Annotated in this window: 9 protein-coding genes; 4 read left to right on the top strand and 5 right to left on the bottom strand. The window is 71.7% G+C overall.

Features of this window, described 5'->3' with window-relative positions:
- Positions 1-133 precede the first annotated feature (133 nt).
- The 3 genes from PPSIR1_RS39635 to PPSIR1_RS39625 form a co-directional block, all read right to left on the bottom strand.
- The gene (locus PPSIR1_RS39635; protein WP_006976954.1) at positions 134-2,005 is read right to left on the bottom strand and encodes a hypothetical protein; all 1,872 of its coding nucleotides are present in this window, start codon (positions 2,003-2,005) and stop codon (positions 134-136) included.
- Between the two features lie 124 nt (positions 2,006-2,129).
- Entirely contained in the window at positions 2,130-4,436 is a 2,307-nt protein-coding gene (locus PPSIR1_RS39630; protein ID WP_006976953.1) for an efflux RND transporter permease subunit, read from the bottom strand.
- A 289-nt stretch (positions 4,437-4,725) separates the two neighbouring features.
- Entirely contained in the window at positions 4,726-5,928 is a 1,203-nt protein-coding gene (locus tag PPSIR1_RS39625; RefSeq protein WP_157596468.1) for a hypothetical protein, read from the bottom strand.
- A gap of 230 nt (positions 5,929-6,158) precedes the next feature.
- On the opposite strand from PPSIR1_RS39625, the gene PPSIR1_RS39620 reads away from it, so the two are divergent.
- Positions 6,159-7,241, top strand: a complete 1,083-nt coding sequence (locus PPSIR1_RS39620) for a Clp protease/crotonase-like domain-containing protein (RefSeq protein WP_006976950.1) — start codon at positions 6,159-6,161, stop codon at positions 7,239-7,241.
- Positions 7,242-7,286: 45 nt separating this feature from the next.
- Here PPSIR1_RS39620 and PPSIR1_RS39615 read toward each other — a convergent pair whose 3' ends face one another.
- Entirely contained in the window at positions 7,287-7,883 is a 597-nt protein-coding gene (locus tag PPSIR1_RS39615; protein WP_157596467.1) for a hypothetical protein, read from the bottom strand.
- Between the two features lie 44 nt (positions 7,884-7,927).
- Positions 7,928-8,875 (bottom strand): PLP-dependent cysteine synthase family protein, encoded by a 948-nt coding sequence (locus PPSIR1_RS39610; RefSeq protein ID WP_006976948.1) that lies wholly within the window; start codon positions 8,873-8,875, stop codon positions 7,928-7,930.
- A 68-nt stretch (positions 8,876-8,943) separates the two neighbouring features.
- Here PPSIR1_RS39610 and PPSIR1_RS39605 point away from each other — a divergent pair, with 68 nt between their 5' ends.
- The 3 genes from PPSIR1_RS39605 to PPSIR1_RS39595 all read left to right on the top strand — a co-directional run.
- A complete protein-coding gene (locus tag PPSIR1_RS39605; protein WP_006976947.1) occupies positions 8,944-9,600 on the top strand; it encodes a YqaA family protein in 657 nt (218 codons plus the stop codon).
- A 721-nt stretch (positions 9,601-10,321) separates the two neighbouring features.
- The gene (locus PPSIR1_RS39600; protein WP_006976945.1) at positions 10,322-12,802 is read left to right on the top strand and encodes an Hsp70 family protein; all 2,481 of its coding nucleotides are present in this window, start codon (positions 10,322-10,324) and stop codon (positions 12,800-12,802) included.
- A gap of 1 nt (position 12,803) precedes the next feature.
- A partial coding sequence (locus tag PPSIR1_RS39595) for a hypothetical protein (RefSeq protein ID WP_006976944.1) occupies positions 12,804-12,999 on the top strand: 196 nt, incomplete at its 3' end.

Here is a 12,999-nt window from a genome sequence, read left to right as displayed (position 1 = left end):
GCGGGGGATCCGACCCCCTTGACCCGTGCCCGCTCTCCATCAGAGCCGAACCAGCTCGCCAACCCCAAACAAACCCACGACTACTCGACGGCCCGCTCCCCATCAGAGCCGAACCAGCCCGCCAAACCCACGACTACTCGACGATCAAATCGTAAGGCCCCCGATACATCCGCTCAATCGACACCACCCGCCCCAGAGCATCGACCTCGTAGTCCGTCGTCAACCCATCCCCAGGAATCTCCCCCACGACAAAGTCCGGATACAGATTGTCCCCATAGAGCGGCTCGTTCGCCGCCCCCACCTCGGGCGGCGCCGCCGGCCCAAAGTTACCAAACAGCATGTCCTCCGCATCCCAAGACCGCGCGTAGCTCAAGCTCACGTCAGCATTGCTGACGAACACCGGCACCGAGTCCAGCAACCCCTGCCGATGGCGCCAAGTCAGGTCCTCGAGCTCCGGCCACATCAACACGCAGTCCTCGCTGTACCAAACCAAACGCTGGGCCACCCCAGCCAGCGGCAGCGTATAGACGGCGTCGTCGAGGTCCGCGAGGGTCACGGGCGGAAAGCTCGCCCCCGGCGGAGGCTGAGGCCCGAGCTCGGGGTACGCCACCAAGATCGTGAACGAAGTCGTACTCAGCGGCGCGCCCTCGAAGGCCACCGCCGGGTCGTGGACGCGCACGCCAAAGTGCAGCCGATAGTCGTCCGCCAGCAAGCCCGCGAGGCCCGAGGCGTCGAGCTCGACCACCGCGCTCCCCTGCGCCGGGACCACCCCCGAGAACACCGGCTCCCCGCGCAGCACGAAGTCCGCCCGCAGGTCCACCGCGCTCGGGTTGCGCACCCGCCAGCGCGCCCCCTCACCCGGCGGCACGAACACCCCCCGCGGCATGTCCAGCCCCGTCGCCTCGCCGCCCGCGTCGATGGCCCAGCGCTCGACCCAGGTCCAGTCCGAGGTGATCAGCGTGCCCTCATGGAGCAGCGCGTGGAGCATGTTCCCGCGCCGATCCGGACCGGCGATGCTCTCCGGCGCGAAGCCAAAGTTGCGCCAGCCCTCGCCCTCGCGCACGTAGCCAAAGGCCCCGCTGAGGGTGATGGCGAAGGCCCGCTCGCCGTCGAGCAAGGCGTGGGAGACCACCGCCGGGGGCGTGATTCGATCGACCGCCACGGGATCCTCGCCCGCGCGCCACTCGACGATGGCCATGCCCGCGCTGCCCTGAGCCACCGCGACCCGGGCCGAGCTCGCGTCGCTGGCCCCCGCGTCGACGCTGAAGCCCAGCGGCGGCCCGTCGAGCTCGAGGGACCCGAGGCTCTCCCAGCTCTGCGCGTCGAGCACCCGCAGCTCGCTGCCCTTGCCCCCCGCCGCGCCCGTGGAGAACAGCGCGAGCACCACCGAGTTCGGGGGCTCCCCCAGCGGTATGGCGTAGCGCGCCTGGCCCTCGACGCCGGTGAAGGTCGGCTCGCCCAGGCTCCCGTCCGCGGCGATCGGTGCGGTCCACAGGCCCTCTTCGAAGGCGGTGAGGATCAAACGATCGCCATCGACCACGACGTCGCGCATCCCCTCGAGGGGGTACTCGAGGGGCAGCGCGCCGATCCGCGTCGAGGTCCCCGGGGTGCTCAGGTCGTAGAGCAGGATCTCGGGCTCGACCTTGGGCGCATCGGCGGCGCAGTAGAGGGTCTTCGAGGCCGCGTGGATCGCCAGCGCCGTGCAGCGCACGTTGTCCGCCTCGACCTGCCCGACGTCGCTGACCTCGAGGCCGCCGTCCCCCGTCAGACGAAACACCGACAGCCCCTGGTTGCTGTTGGCCGCGTAGACGTGGCCCTCGTAGACCATCAGCTCGGCGAGGTGGTCGTCGAGGCTCGCCTGGGCCGCGCTGTGCATGTCCAGGCCCACGACGATGGCGCTCTCGCTCGCGGGCTCCTCTCCCGCGCAGGACACGAGCGCGAGCGCTGCGACGACGGCCCCGGCCAAGCCAGGGCAGCGCACGGCGTAGTCGCGGACACGGGCCACCCAGAGAGTGTACGCGAGCCCGCCCGATCGGAAACAGTCGCTACACTCCCCGCGTGCAGCGGCGTTGCAGCGCCCGGGCTCCTCGCCGGGCTCGTCCTCGGCGCGTTCGAGCTATGCCAGCGCGTCATGCTTCCTCAGCGCGGGCGCGCCGACCCTCGAGCAAGATCAGCAAGGCCGGGAGCACGGTCAGGTCCGCGAGCAGGGCCACGAGGATCACCACCGCGCCGAGCAGACCCAACATCTGCAGGGGCGGGAAGGAGGCGAAGAGGTTGAGCGCCAGCCCGCCCCCGAGGGCCAGGGAGGTCAGCCACACCGCCCGCCCCGAGTGGTCCAGGGCCTCGCGCAGCGCTGCGTCCATGGGCACCGCCGCCCCCTCGCTCGCTCGGGCCTCGCGCACGCGCACGAGCACGTGCAGGCTGTCGTCCACGGCCACGCCGAGGCCCAGGGTCAAGATCACCGCGGCGAGGGGATCGAGCACGCCGCCCACGAACACCACGCTGGCGTAGCCGACCAGCAAGGGCGCGAAGTTGGGCAGCAAGGCCACGCCGAGGACTCGAGGATCGCGCAGGACCAGGGCGAAGGTCAGCAACACCACGAGGAACACCCCGGCGAAGCTGCGGCGCAGGTCCGCGGTGATCCGGTTGACCCCCCGATAGGCGAGCAGCGGCGTGCCCGTGACTTGCAGCTCGACGTCCGTGGGCGCCTCGAGGCTCGCCAGTCGTCCTCGCAGCTCGGCCTCGGCCTCGGCGGCGAAGGCCACGAAGGCCTGGCCGCTGGCGTCGGGCAAGCCCGCGCGCACGCGCAGCGCCGTGACCCGGCCGTCCTCGCGGAGGAAGTGGCGGTCCACCGGGGCGAAGGGCTCGAGGGCGCGCAGCTTGGCGTCGAGGCTCGGCCCCGCCCCCAGCGCTCCGGCCCCCGCCGCGAGACCCCCCGGGCCCGCGACGCTGCGCACACCTTCGCGGGCCCGCAGCCAGCCCTCGAAGTCCGCGAGCGCCCCGAGCAAGCGCGGATCTTCGAGCTGCTCCGGCGCGCCGCGGAGCTCAAACTCGAGGCCCAAGGTCCCGCCGAGCTCCCGGTCGACCCGCGCGCTCGCTCGCGTCGTCGGGTTCGCGTCGTCGAGCAGGCTGGTCAAGGTGTTGTCGATGCGCACCCGCGTCGCCCCCCAGCCCGCGAGCGCCATCACCAGCGCGGTCGCGCCGAGCACCGCCCACGGCCGCCGACACGCCGCGCCCACGCACGCCCCGACGACCCGGCCGCCGGGGAGCTCGCCCACCTCCGCGCTCGCCTGCTCCCCGACGAAGCTCAGCAGCAGCGGCACGATCGTGACGACGACCACGAACGCCAGCCCGACCCCGAGGGCCGCGTAGAGCCCAAAGTGAACGAGGATGGGCATGCGCGCGAGCCCCAGCGAGGCCAGCCCCGCGGCCGTGGTCACCGTGGTCAGCAGGCAGGCCAGGCCGACGCGCGCGCTCGCCTCGACGATCGCCTCGTCGCGCCCCCGCCCGGCCCGGCGCTCGCCGTGAAAGCGCGCCAGCAGGTGGATGGCGTCGGCCACCGCGATGACCGGCAAGAGCGTGAAGTAGGCCTGGTTGAGCAGACCGATGGGCTCACCCAGCCAGCCCATCACGCCGACGAGCATGACCACGGGCAGGGCCGCGGCGAGGGCGGGGATCAGCACGCCGTGCACGCGCCGAAAGGCCGCGAACAGCACGAGGCCGATGAGGCCGAGCATGGCGGGGACCAGGCGCAGCTGGTCGTGGATCAGCAGGTCCAGGAAGCTCGCGCGGATCGCCGGGACCCCGGCGAGCTCGCGGCGCAGCCCCAGGCCTTCGAGGGCGGCGTCCTGGGACGCGAGCGCCCGCTCGAGCGCGGCGAGCTCGGCGTGGGTCCGCACGACGTCGTCCGAGGAGAACTCGAGCTCGACGACCATGGCCGTGAGCGCGCCGTCCTCGGACAGCAGCTCCGGCACGAAGGGCAGCGCGTCGAGCTCTGCGACCGGTAGCCGGTGCAGGCCGAGCTCCGCGACGGTCTTGGTCTGCCCCGAGCGCGGGCGCAGAGGGTCGGGCAGGCGCGCCCGGGCGATGTCGGTGACCCGGCGCACCGAGTGCTGCCCCTCGAGGCTCGTCGCCAGCTCGGCGAGGGCCGCGAGGGCCTCGGGCTGGACCACCGCGCCTGGGGCCTCTCCGGACACCAAGACGAGCAGCTCCGCGTCGTCGGCCCCCCAGCGCTCTCGAAAGCCCTCGAGGCCCTCGGCCTGCGCGTCTCCCTGGCCGTAGAAGGCCGTGGACGAGAAGTCGACCCGAGTCCGCAGCGCGCCCGCGGCCACCACCGCGACGAACACCGAGAGCACGGCGAGCGCTGGACCGCGCCGACCGAGCAGCCAGCGAACGAAGCTCGCCAGGAGGCTCGGGGTGGCTTGCCGCGGCGGCACGGAGCAAGGCTAGCAGCTGCGACCTCGCTATCCTCCGATCCGCGCTGAAAAAGCTCGTGCTCATCCCCGCGACGGCTGCGGCGACCGTGTTGGTCCACGGTCCATGGCGCTGCGTCGCCTCGCGCTCCTCCACGTCGAGAACCCGAGCGGATGGCACACGCTGCGGGGGCATCGGCAGCGAGGACGCCGACGCCCTGACACGAGCCCTGATCACCCGGATCGGGATCTTCGCCAACAGCCCCGACGAGACGGTCTACCTCAACGCGTCTGCGGAGCGCGTCCGGCTCGCTCATTGGCGCTGCCCGCCGCTCGGCTCGAGCTGCGCCAGGACGCCGCCGCGGCGCAGCGCTTCGACCTGCGCCGCCGCCCGCTCGAGCGAGTCCACGATGCCCTCGCCGCCGACTTCGAGCTCGGCCACGAGCCCGCCCTCGACGGCCGAGACCCGAAAGCCCGCCCGCTCGAGGACCGCCTCGGCCGCGCTCAGGTGCGCCCCCTCGCTACCGGGCACGAGCACGCGCAGGTGTGGCTCGACGCCGTGGTCTGCGTGGGCCACGGGCGCGACGGACAGCGCCCACGCGGCGCCCGAGCGGGGCGCCAAAAAGGCGTAGCCCACCGCGCTCTGGATGAAGCGCCCGCCGAGCTCTCCCGGCCAGTGCACGCACAACCACTCGGCGAAGGCGTCGAGGCGATGCGACAGCGCCGCGTCGCGCTCGGCCGCGCAGGCTTCGAGCTCGGCCCGCCAGCGCTGCAGTCGACGACGGCGACGCAGCAAGGGCGTGCCCACGGCGAGGCTCAACACCACGGCGACGCCGTCGATGAGCGCCAGCTCGCCGACGCTGCTCTCGCCCAGCCCGACGAAGGCCACGCGGATCGTCGCGACGATCGCCCCGACGACCCACAGCCCCCCGATGCCGCCGATCACGAAGAAAGGGACCAGGTCCGTGCGCGGCGCGGCGCCCTGCTTGGCGGCCAGGCGCCAGCGCTGCTCCGTGGCGAGCCGCTGCTCCCCGGCGAGCTTGGCCTGGGCGCTGGCGATGAGCGCCTCGAGGGCGGGGCCGTCGGCCGCGAGGGCGCCCCCGCAGTACCTGCACGCGCGCACGGGCTGGCCGGGGAGCAGCTCGGACTGCCCACCGCAGCCAGGGCAGCTCACGGGGACGGGGCGCGGCCCCTCGTCGCTCCGAGCCCGGATGCGGGCGAGGCGACGGCGCCCCACGACCACCACGGCGAAGAAGGGGCCGGCGAACACGAGCAGGGCGAGGACCGTCGCCCAGGCCGTGTTCGGTAGCATGACCAGCCCCGCGAGCAGCCACGAGCCCACGAACAGCGCCGCCCAGCCGCCGCCAAAGGAGGCCGTGAGCTCGGCGAAGGTCGCGGCCTCCTTCGCGTGCTCGGCCTGACGCTCGACCTCCCCCACCCGCCGCGTGTGTCCGTGGAGCTCCTCGAGCAAGCCGCCGTCGACACGGTTGACCGTCCCGCAGCTCGAGCACCTCACCGACGCGACCTCGGGGGTGACGGGGGGCAAGCTGGCCCCACACTGCGTGCATCGAAGCGCCTCGGCCATGATCCGGCTGCGGGCCATCATACTCGACGCGGCCCATGGCAGCTCCCAAGCCGCCCTGCCAGATCCCTCGCATGGCTGACTCGACTGCTCTGCCAGCCCCGCCCGCGCCCAGACGAGCCGCCGAGCGCTTCCTCGACACCTGGCTGAGCTAAGCTCGGGCCGTGCCCGACGAGACGCCCCCGCCCGCGCCGACCGAGCCCCAAGCCGCCGAGACCCCGAGCGCGCCGACCAAGCCGATCCGCCGACCGCCGGTGCTCTTCGCCCAGACCCAGCCGCTGATCGAGCGCCTCGAGCGAGCCCTCGACGGCACCGTGGTCAGCTACTGGTGCTCGGCCAAGGCGAGCATGGACCACAACGACGTCGCCCCCCTCGACCACGTGCTGCGCCGCGCCCAGGGGGCTGGGCGCTCCCTCGAGCGGGTGTTCCTGTTCATCAAGTCCGACGGCGGCCAGGGCACGGCCGCGCTGCGCATGACCAATACGCTGCGCCACTGGACCGGCCCCGACGGCCAGATCGTCGCGCTGATCCCCTTCGAGGCGGCCTCGGCCGCGACCATGCTGGCCCTCGGCGCGGACGCGATCCACATCGGCCCCCTGGGCTACCTCTCGGCCGTCGACACCTCGATCCGCCACCCCCTCTCGCCCGTGGACGCGCGCAGCGAGAAGGTCAGCATCAGCCACGACGAGCTCGTCCGCGTGGTCCGGCTATGGGGCCAGGCCAGGGCCGAGTCGGCCTCGGACCCCAACCCCTGGGGCGCCCTGTTCCAGCACATCCACCCCCTGGCGATCGGCGCCGTCGACCGGGCGAGCTCGCTGTCGATCAAGCTGTGCACCGAGATCCTCGGCTACCACCTCGACGACCCCGAGCGCGCCGCCGCCATCGCCAAGGCCCTCAACGCCGACTACCCCGCCCACGGCTACCCCATCACCCTGCGCGAGGCCCAGCGCATCGGCCTCGACGCCCAGGCCCTCGACCCCGTCGCCGACGAGCTGCTCGTGCAGCTCGGCCGCGTCTACGCCGAGATGGGCCAGCGCGCCGACACGGACTTCGACCCGCGCAACTACCACAGCAACGAGATCCGCAAGATCATCGAGGTCGGCGGGGTCCAGCTCTACTACCAGGTCGACCGCGACTGGCACTACCGCGAGGCCGAGCGGCGGTGGACCTCACTCAACGACCGCAGCTCCTGGCGCGAGGTCCAGCTCATGGCCGGCGAGGAGCACACCAAGGTCCTGCATCTTTAGTCGTCGAGTCCGTCCTCGGCGAGCCCTGAGCGGGCCCATGAATTCCTAGATGAACTCGCACAGGCAAGTACAGCCCGCCGGGTCGTCCCCGAAGCCAAAGCAGTAGTCCCAGCCCCCGCCCGGCCCGGCGCACACGTCCGTGGCCGAGTAGTCGGCGTAGATGACCTCCCACTGATCCGGCGCGACCGAGCGCGTCCACGCGTGGACCGTGCTGCCCTCGCCGCAGCTGTCTCCGTCCTCGCCCACGCAGCTGTCCTCGCCGGGGGTCGGCAGGCACGCCCCGCCGCCGCTGGACTCCACGGAGCAGGTCATGCCGTCGTGGCTGATCAACAGGCCCGGGAGCCACTCGCACAGCTCGCCGAGGGCGTCGCAGCTGGCCTGGTCCGCCGCCTCGGCGCAGTCCATCCACCCGCTCGTCTCGCCGTTGGTGGTCTCGCTGCTCGAGTCGGCCTCGTCGGTCGTGTCCGTCGTGTCGGTCGCGTCGGTCGCGTCGGTCTCCTCCGTCTCCGACTCGTCCGTGCTCGCCTGCTCGTCCTCGCCCTCCCCGTCGTCGGTGGGGCAGGCGCTCAGGGCCACCGCGAGGACGCCAAAGGCGACGGGGCGCAGCACGGATCCGACGGCACGATCGAGGGCAGAGCTCATGCTCCGACCCTTAGCAGAGCCCGATCCCAGGCCCTAACAAGCTGCTAAAAATCGGCGCGCGCGAGCCAGGGCTGGCTGAAGTAGCGGTCCCAGCTGTCGCACAGCACCGTCACCACCGGGCCGCCGAGCTCCGGACGCGCCGCGAGCTCGAGCGCCGCCGCCACGTTGGTCCCGGCCGAGCCGCCGACGAGCATGCCCTCCTCGCGGATCAGCGCCCGCGCCGTGGCGAAGCTGCGCTCGTCCGAGATGCTCACCGCCTCGTCGATCACGGCGCGGTGCAGGTTGGCCGGGGCCTTGCTCGAGCCGATGCCCTCCACGGCGTAGGCCCCGTCTGGGCCCATCTCCCCCGTGGCCACCCAGCCCGCCAGGCCCGAGCCGACCGGATCGGCCAGCACCACCCGCGTGCTTGGGTCGGCCCGCTTGAGGCAGCGGCCCACCCCGCTGATCGTCCCGCCCGTGCCCGCCCCGGACACGAAGGCCGCCGGCGCCCGACCGAGCTGACGGAGGATCTCGGGCCCCGTCGTCGCGGCGTGGACCTCGACGTTGACGGGGTTGTCGAACTGCTCGGTCAGGAACCAGCCCTCGTCCTCGGCCATGCGCCGGGCGACGTTTTGAAAGTTGTCCGGGCTCGAGGGCGGCGCGTTCTTGGTCACGACCACGCGCGCGCCCATGGCCGCGAGGGCCCGGCGCTTGTCGACGCTCATCTTCTCCGGCATCACGCACACGAGGGCGTAGCCGCGAGCCGCCGCGACCAGGGCCAGGCCCATCCCCGTGTTCCCGGCCGTCGCCTCGATCAGCGTCATGCCCGCGTGGGGCCGCAGCACGCCCCGGGCCTCGGCGTCGTCGACGATCGCCCGGGCCAGGCGGTCCTTGACGCTGCCCCCCGGGTTTAAGTGCTCACACTTGACGTAGACCGGGTTCGGCAGGCCACGCGCGAGGCGTTCGAGCGGGAGCAAAGGCGTGTCGCCGATGGCGTCGAGGATTCCGGACATGTGCAAAAGGGCCACAAAGACCGCGCGGGGCCTGGAGTGTACATGTCGGGCCTGCTAGCGTCCCCGCCGTGAACGAGGCCCAAGCGCAGGACCCCGCAGCCAACCCCGAGACGTCGGCGCCCGAGCCCGAAAAGAAGCGCAACGTGGTCCGTCGCCTCTACGACTGGGTGCTGAGCTGGGCCGAGACGCCCTACGGCCTGCCCGCGCTGTTCATCCTCGCCGTCGCCGAGTCGAGCTTCTTCCCGATCCCGCCCGACGTCCTGCTCCTCGCCCTCGGCCTCGCCGCGCCCACCAAGGCCTTCCGCTTCGCCCTGTGGTGCACCATCGGCTCCGTGCTCGGCGGGATCCTCGGCTACTACATCGGCTGGGGCCTGTGGGCGAGCGTCGAGCCGACGATCATCCCGCGCCTGTTCTCGGCCGAGAAGTTCGAGCACGCCACGGCCCTCTATCACGAGTACGGCGTCGCCATCGTGTTCGCGGCCGGCTTCTCGCCCATCCCCTACAAGGTCTTCACCATCGCGGCGGGGGTGGCCAAGATCAACTTGCCGGCCTTCATCGGCACCAGCATCGTCGGCCGAGGCGCGCGCTTTTTCCTCGTCGCAGGCGTCGTCCGTCGCTTCGGCGACCAGGCCCGCGATCTCATCGATCGCTACTTCAACCTGGTCACCCTCGCGTTCACGGTGCTCCTCGTCGGCGCCTTCCTGCTCCTCAAAGTCGTCCTTTGAGTTTGGACTGAGCAGGGGCTGACCCCCCAAAAAGCTCGAACCCGGGGGACAGGCCCGGGTTCGAGGTGTGGCCTTGACCGAGATCCGCTCGGAGGGCCTTGTGGGGATGTCGCGCGAAGTTGCCATCCTTGGCAGGGCGACACTCGAGAAGCCCGGCGACGTCCGTGTCACGCGAACCCTCGAAGTGATTCGAATCTACCCGCGCGCCGGGTCGACTTCAACACAAATATTGTAAATTTCCTCCGAGGCTCGATTTCAATGCCACGGTTTGGAGCTGTATTTTCATGGTGGCCAATGGTTGATTCAGGAGTGTCGGGCCACGGGCCCCCACGAGAGCCTCTTTTTGCCACTTTAGTGGAGATTCTTGCACCCCAGTGACGAAATGGAGAGCGCTCGCTCTGCTCGCGCAGCTGGGTTGGCGGACTACGCGCGAAGTCAAAACGACCATAAAACGATCTTTAGAACAGTAAATTTGCCTGTGAAGCCACGCTCTGATTCCAGTCTCGCTGAACACGAGATCGTCCACTTCCGCCCGTTTTCGACGCCCGAATTCCACTGTCACTGAAACAGCATTCCAGGCCCAGGGCAGCCTTCGACGCGTCTTTTGATGGAACACTCCAGGGGCCTCGAGCGTCATGGGCCGCAGACGAGCGCGCTCGTCGGCGCGTGCTAGCTTGAGTGGCGCCGAACGCTCCCTCTCGCGTTCTCGTCCAGTGAAATCATGGAAAAGGCCCTCTACGTCGGCTTCGACCTCGGGACGACCAACTCCGCTGCGGCCGTGTTCGACGGCGAGCAGACCCGCGTCGTCCGCAACAGCCAAGGCAGCACCCTGACCCCCTCGGTGGTCCGCATCGACGGACGCGAGCGCGTGACAGTGGGCGCCAAGGCCCGGCGCTTCCTCGAGCGCGATCCCCACAACACTCACAACGAATTCAAGCGCCTCATGGGCACGGGCAAGGCCCTGCTGTTCCCGGCCGCCAAGCTCTCCAAACGCCCGGCAGAGCTGGCGGCCGCAGTGTTGCGATCGCTGCGCGAGGACGTCGAGGACCAGTTCGGCTTCGCGCCGACCAAGGTGGTGATCTCCGTCCCCGCGCTGTTCGAGCTCCCCCAGAGCTCCGCGACCTCCGATGCCGCCCGCATGGCCGGCTTCGAGTCCGTCGAGCTGCTCCAAGAGCCCATCGCCTCGGCCCTGGCCGCGGGCTGGAGCGCGACCGAGGATCCCGGGGCGTGGCTGGTCTACGACCTGGGCGGCGGCACCTTCGACGCCTCCTTGCTCGAGACCGCCGACGGCTTCCTGCGCGTCGTCGGCCACGACGGCGACAACTTCCTGGGCGGGCGCGACTTCGACTGGGCCATCGTCGACTGGGCCATCGCGCGCATCGCCGAGCAGGACGGCGTGACCATCAGCCGCGGCGACCCGGCCCACGCCGAGGCCGTCAAGACCCTCAAGCAGGCCGCCGAGGAGGTCAAGATCGAGCTCTCGCGCAGCACCGACGCGGTGCTCGTCCCGGCCGCCCCCCTCGAGGTCGGGGGCAGCAGCCTCGACGTCGAGCTGGAGATCGACCGGCCGACCCTCGAGACCCTGTGCTCGGGCCTGGTCGAGCGCAGCGTGAACGTGTGCCGCCGCCTGCTCCAACAAAACCGCGTCGACCCGGGCCAGCTCGAGCGCATCGTGTTCGTGGGCGGGCCGACGATGATGCCCTTCCTCCGCGATCGCGTCGGGGCCATGCTCGGCGCCCCGGTGGCCGACGGCCACGACCCCATGACCCTCGTGGCCCAGGGCGCGGCCATCTACGCGGCCACGGCCAACCTCGACGCCCGCCCCACGGCCCTGGTCCAGAGCGCCAAGGTCCGCGGTCGCCGGCTGTGGCTGCAGCACCCGGCCGTGTCCTCGGACCTGTGCCCCCACGTCGTCGGCCGCGTCGTCGACGGCCCCGGGCCGCGCCCTGCCAAGCTCGTGCTGCGCCGCGGCGACGGGCTGTGGACCAGCGAGGTGACCAACATCGACGGCGACGGCGGCTTCGTCATCGGCGTCGAGCTGCTCCCGCGCAAGGCCAACGTGTTCAAGCTCGACGCGAGCAACGCCGACGGCGAGCCCGTGCCCGTGGACCCGCCGACGATCACCATCGTCCAGGGCGTGACCATCAGCGACCCGCCCCTGTCGCGGACCATCGGCGTGGCCCTGGCCAACGACACGGTCCGCACCTACTTCGAGCGCGGGACCCCGCTGCCCGCCAAGCGGACCTTCACCCACCACACCGTCGAGTCCGTCGCCCCTGGCTCGAATCATCCGGGGGGCTCCGACGGCGCCGTGCTCAAGATCCCCGTGGTCCAGGGCGAGTTCGACCGCGCCCACCTGTGCCGCCTCGTCGGCACCCTCGAGATCCCCAGCACCAACCTCAAGACCAGCCTGCCGGCGGGCTCTCTGGTCGAGCTGACCCTCGAGCTCGACCGCGGCGGTCGGCTCTCGGCGCGGGCCCTCGTGCCCTCCATCGACCAGGTGTTCGAGGAGGTCGCCCACCTGCTGGTGCCCGCGGCCGACCCCGAGGTGCTCTCGGCGACGGCCTCGGCCATGCGCTCGCGGCTCATCGAGCTGCGCGGCGACGCCTTCCGCGGGGGCACGCCGCAGATCCTCGGCACCCTCGACCGGGTCGAGAGCGGCCTGCACGAGGTCGAGCTGGACCTCGAGGCGGCCCGCGGCGGCAACGAGGACGCGGGCCAGCGCGCCCGCCGGACGCTGATCGAGCTCGACGCCGAGCTCGAGGGCGTCGAGCAGACCAAGCGCTGGCCCGAGCTCGAGGCCCGGCGGCTGCGGACCATGGCCTGGGCCTCGGCCAACGTCGCCGAGCACGGCACGCCGCGGGAGCAAAAGTTGTTCGAGGAGGTCAGCGCCGCCGTCGAGCGGGCCGCCGACGAGAAGGACCCCCGCGAGCTCCAGCGCCAGCTCCGGCTCGTGCGCCAGATCGGCGAGACCGCGTGGTTCCGCGACCCCCACACCTGGGAGTACCTGTTCGAGGACGCCGCCTCGCGGGTCGACGCCGCCAGCGATCTGCCCCGCGCCCAGGCCCTGGTCCGCGAGGGCCGCCAGGCCCAAGAGCGCAACGACAGCAACACCCTGCGCCGGGTCACCGAGCGGCTGTGGCGGCTGCTGCCCGCCGACGCCCAGACCCGGCGCCTGTCCTTCGACTCCGGAGTGCGCTGACGTGACCGACCCTCGCCAACGCCTGGCGAACAACCCCTTTTACGTCCTCGGCCTGCGCCCCGACTGCAGCCGCGCCGAGGTCGAGCGCGAGGGTCAAAAATTGCTCGGCATGCTCGAGCTGGGCATGCCCGCGGCGAGCCACTACCGCAGCCCCGTGGGTCGCTACCCGCGGAGCCCCGAGCAGGTCCGCGAGGCCA

The sequence above is a fragment of the Plesiocystis pacifica SIR-1 genome (genome assembly GCF_000170895.1).
Classification (GTDB): domain Bacteria; phylum Myxococcota_A; class Polyangia; order Nannocystales; family Nannocystaceae; genus Plesiocystis; species Plesiocystis pacifica.
The sequence above is the reverse complement of the archived record's forward strand: the minus strand, read 5'-3'. Positions and strand labels throughout refer to the sequence as shown.